We start from the raw sequence: 16,365 nt of genomic DNA, 5'->3' as shown, positions 1-16,365 counted from the left end.
GGCCGCTGCTCTTTGGTATTGATGGTGTTTATCACTGAGGGTGCCTATGACATAGCACGGTCGACCAACTGCCTGTGCACAGCTTGCCGATCCGATTTTCTGTTCTGCATAAAAGTTTTTCATTGTTGCACCTAACATTAGTTAGGTATATGGGGTTTGCCCTAATCTCTGGCACGCGGAGTTCATGTCGCAACGTGTTCTACGATGCTTCCCCGTGCGATCAGGGCATCAATGGTGGCGGCGCCGTAGCCGTGCTCCGTCAGCAGCTCACGTGTATGTTGGCCGAAGCGCGGCGGCGCGCTGTGGGCGCGCCCCGGTGTGCGTGACAGCTTGACCGGGATGCCGATGCCAGGCACACCCTCGACCTGCACCACCATGTCCCGATGCAGGGTGTGGGGGTCCGTCAATACCTGCGGAATGGCCCTGACGGCGCCGGCCGGAATACCGGCGGCCAGTAGGTCACGGCACAGCTGTTCGCCATCCACCTCTTGCAACTGCGCCTCTAGCAAGGCACGCAGTTCGTCGCGATGGCGAAAACGCTCGGCGTTGGTGGCAAAGCGCGGCTCGCTGGCCATGTCGGGATGGCCGAGGAACTCGCACAGTTTTTTCCACTGCCCGTTGTTGCCGATGCCCAGGAAGACCTCGCAGGTCCGGGTCGGAAACTTGTCGTAGGGCACGATGTTGGAGTGCGCATTGCCGCTGAGCCTGGGTGTCTGGCCCGACTGCAACCAGTTTGCACTTTGCGGATGCAGCAGCGACACGGCGGTGTCGTACAGCGTGGCCTCGACGAACTGCCCTCGCCCGGAGCGCTGCCGCTCGATCACCGCCAGTAGCACGCCTATCACGGCCGACAGGCCGGTGGTGATGTCGACCACCGGGACACCGACCCGCAGCGGGCCGGTGTCCGGCGTGCCGTTGACGCTCATCAGGCCGCCCAGTGCCTGCGCCACCGCGTCGTAGCCAGGCGCGCCGCCGAGCGGCCCATCGGCGCCGAAGCCGCTGACCCGGCAGTGGATCAGGCGCGGGAAGCGCTCGCGCAGCGTTTGTTCATAGCCGATGCCCCAGCGCTCCAGCGTGCCGATCTTGAAGTTCTCGATCAGCACGTCGGCGTCCGCCAGCAGCTTGAGAACGATCTCGCGCCCTTCGGGCTTGGACAGGTCGATCACGATGTCGCGCTTGTTGCGGTTCAGGCCGTTGTAGTAGGCCGCCGTGCCGTCGTCGGCAAAGGGTGGGCCCCAGGCGCGGGTCTCGTCGCCAGCGGGCGGCTCGACCTTGATGACCTGCGCGCCGTGGTCGGCCAAAATCTGTCCACAGTACGGGCCACCGAGCACGCGTGAGAGGTCAATCACCTTCAGGCCGGCCAGGGCACCAAAGGCGGGCAGGGGAGCGCTGTTACCCATGGTGGCCTGTCAATAGGAGCGCGGCAGGCCCATCACATGCTCCGCGATGTAGTTCAACACCAGCTCGCGGTTCAACGGAGCCGTGCGCAGCAGCCGCACCAGACCGTACAAGTCGTAAATGCCGTATTCCTTGGTGAAACCGTTGCCGCCATGGGTCTGGATGGCCGCGTCAACGGCATGGATGCCGGCTTCGGCACCCGCGTACTTGGCGATGTTGGCAAACTCCCCGGCAGGCAGACCCTGGTCGAAGGCCCAGGCGGCCTTGAGCGCCATCAGCGAGGCCATCTCGATCTCGCTGCGGGCTATCGCGAGCGGGTGCTGAACGCCCTGGTAGGCGCCGATGGGGGTGTTGTTGAACACCTTGCGGTCGTTGGCGTAGGCCACCGCCTTCTTCAAGGCGAAGCGCCCGACACCGGTACACAAGCCAGAGAGGATGATGCGCTCGGGGTTGAGCGTGTCGAACAGGATGTTGAAGCCTTTGCCGACTTCGCCCAGCACATCGGCCTCGGTGAGCTCCACGTTGTCGAAGAACAGTTGCCATTGTGTTTCGGGCACCGGGAAGGCAACTTCAATCAGCGTCTTGCTGATGCCTTTTTTCTTCATGTCGACCATGAAGATGGTGAAGCCGTCGGTTTTCTTTTTCACGTCAGCGCGCGCTGTGGTGCGGGTCACGACCATGGCGTAGTCGGCGCAGTTGGCGTCGGTGATGAAGACCTTCTGGCCGTTGAGCTTGAAGCCGCCCTTGCCGTCGGACTTGGCGATGCTGGTGATCTCGATCGAGTTCGAGCCGGCGTTCGGTTCGGTGATGGCGAAGCAGAACTTGATGTCGCCGGTGCAGCCGCCCGGCAGAAAGCGGCGCTTCATGTCCTCGCTGGCGTGCTTGGCCAGCAGACCCATGGTCATGGTCGGTCCGACCACCAGGTTCAGCAGCGGAATGCCGTTGTTGGCCAGTCCCTCCATGAACAGCAGCATCTCGGTCATGCCCTGGCCGGCACCGCCATAGGCTTCGGGCACCATGATGCCGAGAAAACCGTCGTTGGTGATCTGCTCGTACAACTCGGTGGGGCGTTCGTTCTTGTTGGCGTAGCCGCGCCAGTAATTGTGGTCGAACTGCTTCGAGATACGGTCGCCGTACTCGTAGATCATCCGTTGTTCTTGGGTCAGCGCGAAATCCATGGGGTGTTCTCCTGTGTACTTGGGAAATTCAGGCTCCTTCCCCGAGAGGGAGAAGGAGCGAACTCAATCAGTTCTGGGCCGAGGGGAACTCGGGCGCGCGCTTCTCGCGCACCGAGGCCACGCCCTCCTTGGCGTCTTCGCCCAGGAAGCACAGCATTTCCATCGCCAGCGAGCTCTCGAAGATCGGGCGCGCCACGTTCATCCAGCCGTTGAGCGAGCGCTTGGTGAAGCGGATCGCCTGCTGGCTGCCATTGGCCAGTTTGTTGGCCACGGCCATGGCCTTGTCCATCAGCTCGGCGCGCGGCACGCACAGGCTGACCAGACCGATGCGCTCGGCTTCCTTGCCGTTCACGAACTCGGCCGTCATCAGGTAGTACTTGGCCTTGGCCATGCCGCACAGCAGCGGCCACAGAATGGCTGCGTGGTCGCCGGCGGCGACGCCGATCTTGACATGGCCGTCGGTAATCTTGGCCTCCTCGGCCATGATGCTGATGTCGGCCAGGAAGGCGACTGCCAGACCGGCACCGACGGCCACGCCGTTGATGGCCGAGATGATGGGCTTGTCGCAGGCCATCATGTTGTAGACCACGTCCGAAGCCTCGGTCATGGTGTTGGCGATTTCCTTCGGGTTGCCGACCATGCCGGCCACCCATTCCAGGTCGCCGCCGGCCGAGAAGGCCTGGTCGCCCGCGCCGGTGATGACCGCCACCTTGGTCTTGGCATCGTCAGTGACCACGCCCCAGATCTTGGTCAGCTCCCAGTGCAGCCGGCCATTGGTGGCATTCATGACCTCGGGGCGGTTGATGGTGATGACCAGCACGCCGTTGGGCTTGTGGTCGAACTTGAGGAATTGAAAGTCAGCGTAGTTCATGTTGAGGCTCCTTGAAAAAAATTGAAAACGAAAACGAAAATGAAAGGCAAAGGACGGTCAGCGCAGCTCGGCGCGTCCGTTGTTCAGCACGACGATGTCGCGTTCGACGGCGCGGGCGCGAAAGGAAACGACCTTGCCATCCACCCAGAGCTCGGTGCGTATCGTTTCGCCGGGGTAAACGGGTGACGAAAAACGCACATCCAGCGACTGCAGGGCGCTCGGGTCGCCGCCGCAGACGCGCTGGGTGAGTGCCCAGCCGGCGATGCCGTAGGTGGCCAGGCCGTGCAGGATGGGCTGCTTGAAACCAGCGGCGCTTGCCACCGCGGGTTCGGCGTGCAGCGGGTTGTAGTCGCCCGAGAGGCGGTAGATCAGCGCGGCACGCGGCTGGGTGGCGAAATCGTCGCTGTGATCAGGCGCGCGCGTGGGCAGCTCATGCACGGTTTTGACCGGCCCGGCCGGGCCGCCAAAGCCACCGTCGGCGCGGCAGAAGGTGGTCGAGGTCAGCGTGGCCAGCAGTTCGCCGCTGGTGGCGTCCGTCACCGTGCGCTCGGTGTAGATCAGAGCCCCCTTGTCCGGCCCCTTGTCGATGATCTGGCTCACCCGCGTGCGCCCGATCACTTCACCCTCGGGCGGCACCGGCCGGTGCAGGCGCAAGCCCTGTTCGCCATGCACCAGCCGCACCCAGTCAACGCCGGTGGCCGGGTCCTTGAGCCACATGCCGGGATAGCCCAGCACCACCGGCAGAGTGGGCAGCGCCAGCAGGTTCTTTTCATAGACAAAGCGCAGCTCGGTCTCGTTGGTCGGGTCGGTGCCCAGGCCCACGCCCAATGCGTAGAGCATGGTGTCGCGCTGGGTGTAGCGATGGCGAACGTCCTCGAACGGCCATGCCATCAGTTTCTCGTAGTTGATCGCCATGGCAGATGACGTCAGACGGGATCCCAGGAGAACACGATGTTCGAGCTCTCCAGCGGATAGAAGTTCTGCTTCATGGCGGGCAACACGCGCTCGGCGATGGTCTCGGGTGTCCAGCCCTCGGCGGTGTGCATGCCGCGGATCGGGCGCGACTGGCTCATGAGGAAAATCTCGTTGCCGCGCACGGCGAAGATCTGGGCCGTGACGTCGGCTGCAGCATCGCTGGCCAGGAAGGTGGCCATGGGCGCAATCTGCTCGGTACCGAGTTTTTTCAGTTTTTCCACGCGTGCCTGTTGCTCGGGTGTGTCGGTGGGGATGGCGCCGATCATGCGGCTCCAGGCGAACGGCGAGATGCAGTTGGAACGCACGTTGTAGCGTTGCATGTCGCCGGCGATGTGGCGCGACATGGCCACGATGCCCAGCTTGGCAGCGGCGTAGTTGGCCTGGCCCAGATTGCCGATCAGGCCGGACGTGGAAGTCATGTGCACATAGGCGCCCGACTTCTGCGTCTTGAAATGTGGCGCGGCGGCGCGCGAGGTGAAGAAGCTGCCGTTGAGGTGCACGTCGATGACGGCGCTCCACTCCTCGGGCGACATGTTGAAGAACAAGCGGTCGCGCAGGATGCCGGCGTTGTTGACGACGATGTCGATGCGCCCGAAGGTGTCGGCCGCGCATTCGATGATGCGGTTGGCCGTGGGCCAGGTCGAGACGCTGTCGGTGCTGAGAATGGCCTGGCCGCCAGCGGCCTTGATCTCGTTGACCACCTGCTGGCCGTGGCTGGCGTCATTGCCTTCGCCGCCGACCGAGGCGCCGATGTCGTTGACCACCACCTTGGCGCCTTGCGCCGCCATCATCAGTGCGATGTCGCGGCCGATGCCCCGGCCCGCGCCGGTGACCACGGCGACTTTGTCTTGCAGCATGATGCCTTTGTTCATGAAATGACTCCTGGTTGTTGATGTAAAAAAATCAGACGGTGGCGGCCGTGCCCAGCAGGGCCGTCACCTGGCTTGAGAGAACGCCGCCGTTGCCGTGGCACAGGGCGATCTGCGCATTTGGCACCTGGCGCGCGCCGGCCTCGGCGCGCAGTTGCTGCACCGCTTCGATTAGCAGGAACATGCCGTACATGCCCGGGTGACAACACGACAGGCCGCCACCATTGGTGTTGACCGGCAATGCGCCGCCCGGCGCGATGCGCCCGTTGCGCACGAAAGCGCCGCCTTCGCCCTTGGCGCAAAAGCCCAGGTCTTCGAGGAACAGCAGCGTGTTGATGGTGAAGGCGTCGTACAACTCCAGCACGTCCACGTCCTTCGGTGCCAGTCCGGCCATGGCGAAGGCGCGCGGCCCCGACTCGGCGGCGGCGGTGACCGTCAGGTCGGGCATGGAGCCGATCTGGCGGTGCCAGGTGGCGGCGGCCGCGCCCAGCACATAGACCGGTGGTTTGGGAAAGTCTTTCGCCCGCTCGCTGCGCACCAGCACCAGGGCGCCGCCGCCGTCGGTGACCAGGCAGCAATCGAGCACCGACAGCGGATCGCTCACCAGGCGCGAAGCCAGCACCTGTTCGATGCTGAGCGGATCGCGCGCGTAGGCCAGCGGATTGAGTTGCGCCCACTGGCGCGCCGCCACCGCGATGTGCGCCAGGTCCTCGCGCGTGGTGCCGTACTGGTGCATGTGGCGCGCTGCGGCCAGGGCGTAGCTGGAGATCGGGTAGCGCGGCTCGTAGGGCGCTTCGTACAAGGGCGTTTCGGCCATCGACTTGAGCTTGCCAAAGCCCGAGCCCTGGTTGCTGCCGTAGCAGATCAGCGCTACCTCGCACTGGCCGGTGTGCAACGCCATGGCAGCGGTGAGAAGGTGGCCCACATAAGACGAGCCGCCGACCATGGTGGATTCGCAAAACTTGGGATGGATGCCCAGATATTCGGCCACCGACAAACCGGCGAGGAAGTGGTAGGACGAGCCGGTGAACAGGCCATCGACATCGGACAGCTTCAAGCCGGCATCGGCCAGCGCGCCGTGCACCGCTTCGCCCAGAATTTCGAGCGCGCTGCGACCGGGGGTCATGGGCACGCCGCCCAGGCTGGCACCCACGATGGCGGCCGCGCCGCGCAGGGGAGATGTGGTGCTCATGGAGGACCTTCGTGCTGCGCACTGCGGTGCGAGCTTGCTTGGGAACGGCCCGACGCGGCGCTCATGGTGTGGCGCCCGCGGGGAAGAAGACCAGCAACTTGCCCTTGGCCGGATCGTCGATCACGCGCGCCTGCACGCGCATGCCGATGCGCACCTGGTCAGGCGCAATGCCATCGATGCGCGACATCAGCCGCGGCCCTTCGGCCAGGTCCACCAGCGCCACGTTGTAGTCGCCACCGGCTTGCGGCTTGCGGCGCACCGTGGTGCTGGAATAGACGCAGCCGACCCCGCTGGGTTCAATCCAGTCGAGCTGGGCCGAGCCGCAATGGGTGCACAGCGCGCGCGGATAAAACACATGCTGGCCGCAGGCCATGCAGTGCTGGATCTGAAAGCGGCCTTGCGCCAGCGCCTGCACGAACTGAGCATCCGGGCCGGGGCCGTCAAATGCCGGATAGCCCGATGCGCTCATGACGGCAGCTTCAGCACGCTGGCAGCCAGGATGTTGCGTTGCACCTCGTTGCTGCCGCCGTAGATGGTGGCTGGGCGCGCGTTGTAGAAGCTGGTCAACGCATCGGTTTTGCCACCGGGCAGGGCGGTGGATCCGGGCGTGCCACCACTCGATCCCATGACATCGACCAGCAGGTCGGCCAGGCGCGAATAGGTTTCGGTGCCGAACAGCTTGAGCATGGAGACATCGGGGCCCAGGGTTTCGCCACGTTTGACCTGCTCGATGAAGCGGCCATAGAGCGCGCCCAGGTCGGCCACGTCCAGCGCCAGCTTGGTGTAGCGGTCCACGAAGCCGGTGTCTTCGAACAGGCCGAGCCGCTGCGCGGCTTCCTGCACGCGCGCCAGCGCGTACTGGCTTTGTTTGGGGCTGCCCAGGAAGATGCGTTCGAAGCCGAGCAGCGCCTTGGCGATGGTCCAGCCCTTGTTGAGCTCGCCCACGATGTTGCTGCGCGGCACGCGCACGTTTTCCAGGAAGACCTCGCAGAAGTCTTCGCTGCCCGCGATGTTGCGGATGGGGCGCACCGTGATGCCCGGCGTTTTCATGTCGGCCAGCAGGAAACTGATGCCTTCCTGCTTCTTGGCCGTTTTGTCGGTGCGCACCAGCAGGAAGATGTGGGTGGCGTCCTGCGCCAGCGTGGTCCAGGTCTTTTGCCCGTTGACGATGAAGTCGTCGCCGTCGACCACCGCTTCGGTGCGCAGGCTGGCCAGGTCGGAGCCCGAATTGGGTTCCGAGTAACCCTGGCACCAGATGTGCTCGCCGGCAATGATTTTGGGCAGGTAGTAGGCGCGCTGGGTCTGGTTGCCGTGGTTGATCAGCAGCGGGCCGACCATGGTGATGCCCATGTCGGGCGCGCGCGCCACGCCCCAGCGCTCCTGCTCTTCGATGAAGATGATGAGTTTCTCGGGGCTCAGGCCCATGCCGCCGTACTGCGTGGGCCAGCTCGGCGCGACCCAGCCTCTTTCCGACAGCTTCAGGTACCAAGGGCCGATTTCGGACCAGCGCAGGCGCCGTTGCGGGTAGCGCCATTCGCTGGGGAAATGTTTTTCAAAAAATTCGCGCAGGGCGGCGCGGAAGCTGGCGTTGTCGAGTGCATTCCAGTCGGTGGCCCTGGAGGCGGTGGTGTTCATGCGTGCTCCTGCGCGGTGGCGTTTTGGGTGAGGTTGGCGTAGCGGCGGCGCTGCTGGTTGCCATTGCCCAGCCAGGCGGCCAACACCAGAGCACGCTGCAGATACAGGCCCAGGTCGTATTCGTCGGTGACGCCGATGGCGCCGTGCAGTTGCACCGCCTCCCGCGCCACCTGCAGCCCCGCATCCGACGCGCGCGACTTGACGCGGCTTGCCAGGGCAGAGCGCGCGCTGGCGTCGGCGGCCGGGTCATCTAGCAGGGCCAGAGCCTGCGTCACCACGCTGGCAGTCAGTTCCTGCTGAATCAACAGGTCCACAGTGCGGTGCTGCAGTGACTGGAAGCTGCCTATCGGCTTGCCGAACTGGATCCGCGTTCGCAGGTAGTCTTGTGTCATGGTCAGCATGCTGCGCACAAGGGCCAGCAGTTCAACGCTGGCCAGTACCAGGGTTTCGTCGTAGGCGCGGGTCAGCGCGGCCGCGGCGGCGGCCCCTTCGGCCAGCAGGTGGCTGGCGGGCAGGCGAACGCTGTTCAAGTTGAGCTGTGCTGCATAGCTGCCGTCGGCCAGCGGCTGGCTCGACAGGGTAAGGCCGGATGCATCTGCCGGCACCCACACCAGGACCAGACCTTGTGGGTTGGTGGCGCTGACGATGTAGCCGTCGGCCCCGGCACCGGGGCGTACATGGCGCTTGTAGCCATGTATCAGCAGGGAGTCGCCCTGGCGCTCCAGCCGGGTCGCGGCCAGACCGGGCTGGTCTTTCGCGCCGGTTACATCTTCCTGCCAGGCCACGGCGGGTAGCGTGCGACCCTCGGCGAGTTCGGTCAAGAGACGCATCGATAGCTCGGTGGCACCCACATGGGACAGCAGCCGGCCGGCAAACACCAGCACCGGCACCACCGGTTCGGGCGCGACCTGAGAAGCCAGGGCGGCCGCCACCTCGGCCATCTCAGCGAAACCCTGGGCGTAGCCGCCCAATTGTTCGGGCACCAGCAGCCCGGTCCAGCCCTGCTCGGCCAGGGCGCTCCAGAAGCGGCGGTCGTAGCCCGGCACCTGTTGGCGCAGGGCGCGGGCACGGTTGAGTGGTGATTCTTTGGTGACGAAACTTAGCGCGCTTTCGCGCAGCATGGTCAGTTGTTCAGCGCGTTCGCTGTCGTGGGTGGTAGTCATGATGGGGTGGGTGCTGGCCTGGGTAAAAATTGGGTATTGCTGGCCTCAGCGGGAAGAAAATCGGTCGCGAGCTCGTGAATGTCAATAGGATTTAGGCAGGCCCAGCACCTTCTCAGCGATGAAGCACAGGATGAGTTGCGGGCTGATCGGCGCGATGCGCGGAATCATCATTTCGCGCAGATAACGCTCGACGTGGTATTCCTTGGCATAGCCATAGCCGCCCAGCGTGGCCATGGCGCGCTGGCAGGCGTTGAAACCAGCCTCGGCCGCCATGTACTTGGCAGCATTTGCGTCGGCGCCGCAGGGCAGGCTGTTGTCGTATTTCCAGGCCGCGCGCATCGCCATCATTTCAGCGGCCTCAAGCTCCATCCATGATTGCGCCAGCGGATGCTGGATAGACTGGTTCTGCCCGATGGGCCGGTCAAAGACCACGCGCTCGCGGGCGTACTTGACGGCTACCTGCAGCGCCGCCCGACCCAGGCCGACGGCCTCGCCCGCGATCAGCACCCGCTCCGGGTTCATGCCATGCAGGATGTACTCAAAGCCGCGGCCTTCTTCGCCGATGCGGTCTCCTACCGGCACGCGCAAGCCGTCGATGAAGAGTTCGTTCGAGTCGACCGATTTGCGTCCCATCTTTTCGATTTCGCGCACCTCGACAAAACTGCGGTCGAGGTCGGTGTAGAACAGGCTCAGGCCGAAGGTCGGTTTCTTGCAGTCCTCGATCGGAGTGGTGCGCGCCAGAATGAGCATCTTCTCTGCCACCTGGGCGGTCGATATCCAGACCTTCTGGCCAGACAGCACATAGTGGTCGCCTGCCCGTTCGGCGCGGGTTTTCAGACGGGTGGTGTTCAGGCCGGTGTTGGGCTCGGTGACGGCGAAGCAGGCCTTCTCCTTGCCCTGGATCAGCGGAGGCAGCATGCGGCGTTTCTGCTCCTCGTTGCCAAACACCGCCACGGGCTGCAAGCCGAAAATGTTCATGTGCACCGCCGATGCGCCAGACAGCCCCGCACCCGACTGTGAGATGGTCTGCATCATCACGGTCGCTTCACTGATGCCCAGTCCGACGCCGCCATATTCCTGTGGCAGACAAACGCCGAGCCAGCCGCCGTCGGCTAGAGCGCGGTGCAGCTCATGCGGAAAGCCGCCCAGCCGGTCCCGTTCGAGCCAGTAGCTGTCGTCAAAGCGAGCGCAGATTTTGCCGATTGCTTCGCGTATCGCTTCATGTTCCTGGTTGTGGGCGAAATCCATGGTGGTGTTCCAGTGGACTCAAATCGCCAGACCGAGGCGTGTGCCTTGGTCAATGGCGCGCAAGGCGTCGAGTTCGGCGGCCAGCTCGGCGCCGCCGATGACATCGGGCGCCAGGCCGAGCGCGCGCAATTCGGCGACCAGCGCGTTCTCGCTGTCCTGGCCGGCGCAAATCACGATGGTGTCCACGTTCAGCGTCTGCGGTACACCGTTGACGCGCAGGTGCAGCCCGGCGTCATCGATGTGTTCATAGACGCATCCTGGCAGCGTGCGCAGGCCGCGCCGCGCCAGCTCGGCCTTGAGTGCCCAGCCAGTGGACATACCCAGACTGCGTCCAGGCTTTTCAGGTTTTCTCTGCAACAGGGTGACTTCGCGTGGCGCGCTGATTGGCTGTGCCGGTTTGAGGCCACCCGCAGCTGCGGGCGAGGTATCGACGCCCCATTCAGCGTAAAACTGCTCAAGCGCCTGAGGCGCGTTGGCAGCATTACCCTCATGCTCGTCATGCAGCAGGAAGGTGGCTACATCGAAACCGATGCCACCGGCGCCGATCACCGCGACCCGGCGGCCTGCCTGCACCCGACCCGACAGCAGATCGGCATAGCTCATCACTTTCGGGTGAGCCATGCCCAGGAGCTGCGGCAGGCGCGGGCGCACGCCGGTGGCTATCACGATGCGGTCGTAGTGACCGGCAGCTAGAGATGGGGCATCCGCCCGGCTGTTGAGCCTGAGCGTCACGCCATGCCGAGCCACGCCTTGCCTGAAATAGCGCAACAGTTCGTTGAACTCCTGCTTGCCCGGCACGGCCCGGGCCAGGTTTAACTGGCCGCCAATCTCGGGTCCAGCCTCGAACAGGGTGACCGCATGACCGCGTTCCGCCGCAGTCAGCGCGCAGGCCAGTCCGGCCGCGCCGGCACCGATCACCGCCACCTTGCGCTGCATGGCCCGTGACGGCATCAGCGAGAACTCCAGCTCGCGCCCGGCGCGTGGATTGACCAGACAGGTGGCGGGGCGGTCGGCGAAGATGTAGTCGAGACAGGCTTGGTTGCAGGCGATGCAGGTGTTGATCTCATCGGCGCGGCCCTGCGCCGCCTTGCGTACGAAGTCGGCATCGGCCAGGAAGGGGCGCGCCATCGACACCATATCGGCGTCACCGCTGGCCAGGATTTCTTCGGCCAGATCGGGCGTGTTGATCCGGTTGGAGACGATGACAGGAATCGTCACTGCTTGTTTGATGCGGGCCGCCGCAAAGCGCCACGCCGCGCGCGGCACCACGTAGGCAATGGTCGGGATGCGCGCTTCGTGCCAGCCGATGCCTGTATTGAGGATGTCAGCGCCTGCGGCCTGCACCGCCTGGGCGAGCTGGATGATGTCGTCAGCCGGGGCACCGCCCTCGACCAGATCGAGCGCCGAAACCCGATACATGAGCAGAAACTGCGACCCCAGGCGTTCGCGCGTGCGCCGCACGATCTCCACCGGCAGGCGATGACGATTTTCCATGCTGCCGCCAAATTCGTCGCTGCGGTTGTTCGTGCGCGTGACGGTGAACTGGTTGAGCAGGTAGCCCTCCGAGCCCATGATCTCGACGCCGTCGAAGCCGGCGCGTTGCGCCAGTTCGGCACAGCGTACATAGTCTTCCACCGTTTGCCAGACTTCGGCCGTGCTCAAGGCGCGAGGCGCGCGGGAGTTGATCGGGGAGGGGATGTCAGAAGCGCCCACTGGCCTGGCGACTTTTGCGTAGCGCCCTGTGTGCAGGATTTGCAGAATGATCTTGCCGCCCTCGGCGTGCACCGCCTGAGGGATCGGTCTGAGCACATCGGCTTGTGCCGTCGTGATAAGCAGGGGACCCGTTTCATCCAGCAGGCCATCCTGGCAGGGGGCATAGCCGCCCGTGACAATCAGGCCCGCGCCGCCGCGTGCGCGCTCGGCATAGAACAGGGACAGCCGGTCGATCGACCGGTCCAGCGACTCCAGACGTGTGTGCATCGATCCCATCAGCGTTCGGTTGCGAAGGGTGTGCGCGCCTACCTTCAGGACGGAGAGTAGCGTCGGAAAGAAAACAGTGGCTTCGGTGGACATGGGGAACGCCTCTTTAAAAATCTAACTAACACCTGTTCGATGATATCATGCGACAACGACCAGCCATGCAATTGGCGAGCACCTCAAATTCTTCGTCCGGATTGACGGTGTGATGCAGGCGGCGATTTCGACAACAGTCAGTCAGGAGATTTACCCATGATGTTCGACGATGACCAGATTGCGCTGCGTGACGTGGCGCGCCGCTTTGCACGAGAGAAGCTCAGGCCCGATTACCAGAAGCGCGAATCGCAACCTGGCATCGACCGGGCCTTGTTCAAGGAAATGGGTTCGCTCGGTCTGATCGGTGTTGATCTGCCCGAGGAATATGGCGGCTTGGGCCTCAGTGGCGTCACGGCCGGCATGATCACCGAGGAAATTGCCTATGGTGACTTCAACGTCAGCTACATGCAGCTGCTCAGTTCGCTGATGGGCGCCATCATCCATGCCAATGCGTCCCCCGAGCTGGCGCGCACCTGGAACAGCCGGATCGTGGCGGGCGAGGCCATCGTCGCGCTGGGTCTGACCGAACCACGGGGCGGCTCGGATGCCGCCAATCTGCAACTCAAGGCGCGTCGCGTGGGCGACGAGTACGTGCTTTCCGGCGAGAAAACCTCCATCACTTTTGCCGACCAGGCCGATGCCATGGTGTTGTTCGCACGCACCGGAAAGCCCGAGGATGTCGCACGAGGCATCAGCGCCTTCCTGGTCGATCTGAATCAGCCCGGCGTGCAACGCACGCGCTTCAACGATGTTGGTAGCAAGATCATCGGCCGTGGTTCGGTGTTTTTCGACGATGTGCGGGTGCCGGTCGAGAACCGGCTGGGCGAGGAGGGCAAAGGCTTCACGCAGGTGATGCAGGGCTTTGACTTCAGCCGCATCCTGATCGCGCTGCAGTGCGTGGCCGCCGCGCAGGCCTCGATCGACGAAGCCTGGGAATACGTGAAGGAACGCCAGACCTTTGGCGCGCCGCTGGCGCAGTACCAGGGCGTGAGCTTTCCCCTTGTCGAGTTCGAGACCCTGATCGCCGCTTGCCGCCAGCTCTGCTACCACGGCCTGGCCCTGCGCGATGCCGGTCAGCCGCACACCGCGGAAGCGGCCATGGTCAAGTGGATGGGCCCCAAGACCGCTTTTGACGCGATTCACCAGTGCCTGCTGACCTTTGGGCACTATGGCTGGTCGATGGACCTGCCTCACCAGCAGCGCCTGCGCGACGTGATGGGCCTGGAAATCGGCGACGGAACGGCGCAAATCATGAAGCTGATCGTTGCCCGCGAGCGCGTGGGACGCGCCGCCGTGCAGTACGCCAAGGAGAGCAAGAAATGATTCAGACATCCCCAGTGGAGATCAGCCGTGCCGGCGCCGTTGGAATTATCGAGTTAGCCCGCCCCGAAAAATTCAATTGCCTGTCGATGTCCGTTCATGCGGCCATCGAGGCCGCCATCGACGGATTCGAGAAATCCGACTCCGGTGTGCGCGCCATTCTGATCCGGGCGCAAGGCAAGCACTTCTGCACCGGCGCCGATCTGGATGAGGTGAAGTCGCTGCGTGGCGATCCAGCCAGGCTCAAGCACTTCATCAGCTATGGTCACAGCGTGCTCAAGCGCCTGGAACGCAGCGATTTGCCGGTGGTGGCGGCCTGCCAGGGTCTGACCCTGGCCGGTGGCAGCGAACTGATGCTGGCCTGCGACATCATCTTTGCGGCCAAGGACGCGCGCTTTGGCGACCAGCATGCCCAGTTCGGCCTGATTCCCGGGTGGGGCGGCAGCCAGCGCATGCCACGCATTGCGGGTCTGCGCCGTGGCCTGGACCTGTTCTTTTCGGCGCGCTGGATCGATGCCGCCACCGCCGAGCAGTGGGGGCTGGTGAACTATGTGGTCGAGCCTGAGCAGTTGGGTGAAGCGGCGCTGGCGTATTGCAGCAAGATCGCCACGCGCAGCCGCATCGGCATGGCCACCATGAAACGTTTGGCACGGCAAGGCATGGAGGGTTCGTCGGAGGTCGGTCTCCAGCTTGAGGAAGACCTGGCCAGCGCGGCTCTGCTCGATGACGACGTCAGCGAAGGTCTGGCGGCCTTCGAGGCACGCCGTACACCGGTGTTCAAGGCCTGAGCGGCTGAATGCTTTGTCTCGCGAATAGGCGCAATCACATATGACCATCCTTTCCTCCCGCATATCGACTTCCGACGACGAATTTCGGCTCAACCAAAAAGCCTACCAGGCCGTGATTGCGGACCTGCAAAGCCGTCGCCAACTGGCGCTGGCCGGAGGCCCCCCGAAAGCGCGGGAAAAACACCTGGCGCGCAACAAGATCCTGCCGCGCCATCGCGTCGAAGTGCTGCTCGATCCAGGTTCGCCTTTCCTAGAGGTCGGCATGCTTGCCGGCGAGGGCATGTACGACGGCGTGCCGCCGGGTGCCAGCATCATCACCGGCATCGGTCTGGTGCAGGGCCGTCCGTGCATGATCATTGCCAACGACGCCACCGTGAAGGGTGGCACCTACTACGGCATGACCTGCAAGAAGCATGTGCGGGCGCAGCAAATTGCCTGGGCACACCGCTTGCCCTGCATCACGCTGGTGGACAGCGGTGGCGCCTTCCTGCCTGAGATGGCCAACATCTTTCCCGATGTGGGGCAGTTCGGCAGCATTTTCAACAACCAGGTACGCATGTCGGCCGAGGGTATCCAGCAGATTGCCGTGGTGATGGGGCCTTGCACGGCGGGTGGCGCCTACATCCCGGCGCTGTGCGACGAGGCGGTGATTGTCAAGGAACAAGGCTATATGTACCTCGGTGGCCCCGAGTTGACCTTTGCCGCCACCGGCGAGACGGTGGATGCAGAGTCGCTGGGCGGCGCCAAGATGCACTGCAGCGTCAGCGGTGTCACTGATCATATTGCCGAAGATGACCGCCACGCGCTGGCCATCACGCGTGAAATCGTACGGGACCTGGGTGAGCAGCCCAAGCCACGCTGGACGCGTCAGCCGTCGGTGCCTCCGCGCTTCGATCCGCGCGAGATTTACGGCATCATCAGCCGCGACACCAAAATCCCGACCGACACGCGCGAGATTCTGGCGCGTTTCGTCGATGACAGCCGGTTCCAGGAATTCAAGCCGATGTACGGCGACACCCTGCTGACCGGCTTTGCTCGCATCCATGGCCACGAGGTTGGCATCCTGGCCAACCAGGGCGTGCTGTTCCCGGAAAGCGCGATGAAGGCGGCGCACTTCATCGATCTGTGCTGCCAGCGAGACATCCCTCTGCTGTTCATGGCCGACGTGACCGGCTTCATGGTCGGGCGCGCCGCCGAGCAGGCTGGCATTGCCAAAGCCGGGGCCAAGATGATCACGGCGATGGCCTCGGCCAACGTGCCCAAGTACACCATCATCATGGGCGCCTCTTACGGTGCAGGTTACCTGGCGATGTGTGGCCGCCCGTTCAACCCGACCGCGATGTTTGCTTGGCCGACCGGCCGCGCGGCCATCATGGGTCCGGATCAGGCCGCCACGGTGATGGCACTGGTGCGCAGACAGATCAACAAGACCGAGGGAAAAGAGTGGACGCCCGAGGAAGAAGAGGCGTTCAAGGCGCCGGTACGCAAGATTTACGAAGACTTCCAGCCTGCTGCGAACTTCTCCTCGAATTTGTGGGTGGACGGCATCATCGATCCGGTGGAAACACGCGACGCCATGGGACTGCTGCTCGACCTCGCATCCCGGACTGCCGCCAAACCGACGCCGTTCGGTGTCTTCCGTTTTTAACCAGGAC

14 protein-coding genes are annotated in these 16,365 nt (G+C 64.0%); 3 read left to right on the top strand and 11 right to left on the bottom strand.

The features are described 5' to 3' along the window. Positions 1 to 182 precede the first annotated feature (182 nt). The 11 genes from BSY239_RS13550 to BSY239_RS13500 all read right to left on the bottom strand — a co-directional run bounded on the left by BSY239_RS13550 (position 183) and on the right by BSY239_RS13500 (position 12,602). Positions 183 to 1,400, bottom strand: a complete 1,218-nt coding sequence (locus BSY239_RS13550; protein ID WP_069047289.1) for a CaiB/BaiF CoA transferase family protein — start codon at positions 1,398 to 1,400, stop codon at positions 183 to 185. Between the two features lie 9 nt (positions 1,401 to 1,409). Further along, positions 1,410 to 2,576 carry an acyl-CoA dehydrogenase family protein gene (locus tag BSY239_RS13545; protein ID WP_008905464.1) on the bottom strand — a complete coding sequence of 389 codons (1,167 nt, stop codon included), beginning with the start codon at positions 2,574 to 2,576 and terminating at the stop codon, positions 1,410 to 1,412. A gap of 67 nt (positions 2,577 to 2,643) precedes the next feature. After that, positions 2,644 to 3,447: an enoyl-CoA hydratase/isomerase family protein gene (locus BSY239_RS13540; protein ID WP_069047288.1), complete on the bottom strand. Its 804-nt coding sequence runs from the start codon at positions 3,445 to 3,447 to the stop codon at positions 2,644 to 2,646. A gap of 57 nt (positions 3,448 to 3,504) precedes the next feature. After that, on the bottom strand, positions 3,505 to 4,362 hold the full coding sequence (locus BSY239_RS13535) for a MaoC/PaaZ C-terminal domain-containing protein (RefSeq protein WP_008905466.1): 858 nt from the start codon (positions 4,360 to 4,362) through the stop codon (positions 3,505 to 3,507). Positions 4,363 to 4,373: 11 nt separating this feature from the next. Continuing rightward, positions 4,374 to 5,294, bottom strand: a complete 921-nt coding sequence (locus BSY239_RS13530; RefSeq protein ID WP_069047287.1) for an SDR family oxidoreductase — start codon at positions 5,292 to 5,294, stop codon at positions 4,374 to 4,376. Between the two features lie 31 nt (positions 5,295 to 5,325). After that, on the bottom strand, positions 5,326 to 6,483 hold the full coding sequence (locus BSY239_RS13525) for a thiolase (protein ID WP_069047286.1): 1,158 nt from the start codon (positions 6,481 to 6,483) through the stop codon (positions 5,326 to 5,328). A gap of 61 nt (positions 6,484 to 6,544) precedes the next feature. Then, positions 6,545 to 6,952, bottom strand: coding sequence for a Zn-ribbon domain-containing OB-fold protein (locus BSY239_RS13520; protein ID WP_008905469.1), 408 nt, complete (start codon positions 6,950 to 6,952; stop codon positions 6,545 to 6,547). Beyond that, positions 6,949 to 8,118: an acyl-CoA dehydrogenase family protein gene (locus tag BSY239_RS13515; protein ID WP_069047285.1), complete on the bottom strand. Its 1,170-nt coding sequence runs from the start codon at positions 8,116 to 8,118 to the stop codon at positions 6,949 to 6,951. Before BSY239_RS13515 ends, BSY239_RS13520 begins: the two co-directional genes overlap by 4 nt. Then, positions 8,115 to 9,281, bottom strand: a complete 1,167-nt coding sequence (locus BSY239_RS13510; protein ID WP_056278211.1) for an acyl-CoA dehydrogenase family protein — start codon at positions 9,279 to 9,281, stop codon at positions 8,115 to 8,117. The genes BSY239_RS13515 and BSY239_RS13510 overlap by 4 nt, the downstream gene beginning before the upstream one ends. 81 nt (positions 9,282 to 9,362) lie before the next feature. Beyond that, the gene (locus BSY239_RS13505) at positions 9,363 to 10,529 is read right to left on the bottom strand and encodes an acyl-CoA dehydrogenase family protein (protein ID WP_056278207.1); all 1,167 of its coding nucleotides are present in this window, start codon (positions 10,527 to 10,529) and stop codon (positions 9,363 to 9,365) included. Positions 10,530 to 10,547: 18 nt separating this feature from the next. Next, positions 10,548 to 12,602: an NADPH-dependent 2,4-dienoyl-CoA reductase gene (locus BSY239_RS13500; protein ID WP_069047284.1), complete on the bottom strand. Its 2,055-nt coding sequence runs from the start codon at positions 12,600 to 12,602 to the stop codon at positions 10,548 to 10,550. A 156-nt stretch (positions 12,603 to 12,758) separates the two neighbouring features. Between BSY239_RS13500 and BSY239_RS13495 the strand changes: the two genes are divergently transcribed. From BSY239_RS13495 to BSY239_RS13485, 3 genes are read left to right on the top strand one after another with little or no spacing between them, the layout of a single operon-like run. Next, positions 12,759 to 13,925, top strand: coding sequence for an acyl-CoA dehydrogenase family protein (locus BSY239_RS13495; protein WP_056278202.1), 1,167 nt, complete (start codon positions 12,759 to 12,761; stop codon positions 13,923 to 13,925). Next, positions 13,922 to 14,710, top strand: coding sequence for an enoyl-CoA hydratase/isomerase family protein (locus BSY239_RS13490; RefSeq protein ID WP_056278198.1), 789 nt, complete (start codon positions 13,922 to 13,924; stop codon positions 14,708 to 14,710). The genes BSY239_RS13495 and BSY239_RS13490 overlap by 4 nt, the downstream gene beginning before the upstream one ends. A gap of 40 nt (positions 14,711 to 14,750) precedes the next feature. Then, a complete protein-coding gene (locus BSY239_RS13485) occupies positions 14,751 to 16,358 on the top strand; it encodes a carboxyl transferase domain-containing protein (protein WP_056278196.1) in 1,608 nt (535 codons plus the stop codon). The last annotated feature ends 7 nt before the right edge of the window (positions 16,359 to 16,365 follow it).

The sequence above is a fragment of the Hydrogenophaga sp. RAC07 genome, assembly GCF_001713375.1.
In the GTDB taxonomy this organism is placed as follows: domain Bacteria; phylum Pseudomonadota; class Gammaproteobacteria; order Burkholderiales; family Burkholderiaceae_C; genus Hydrogenophaga.
Note: the sequence above shows the minus strand (reverse complement) of the source record. Positions and strands in the feature narration are given on the sequence as shown.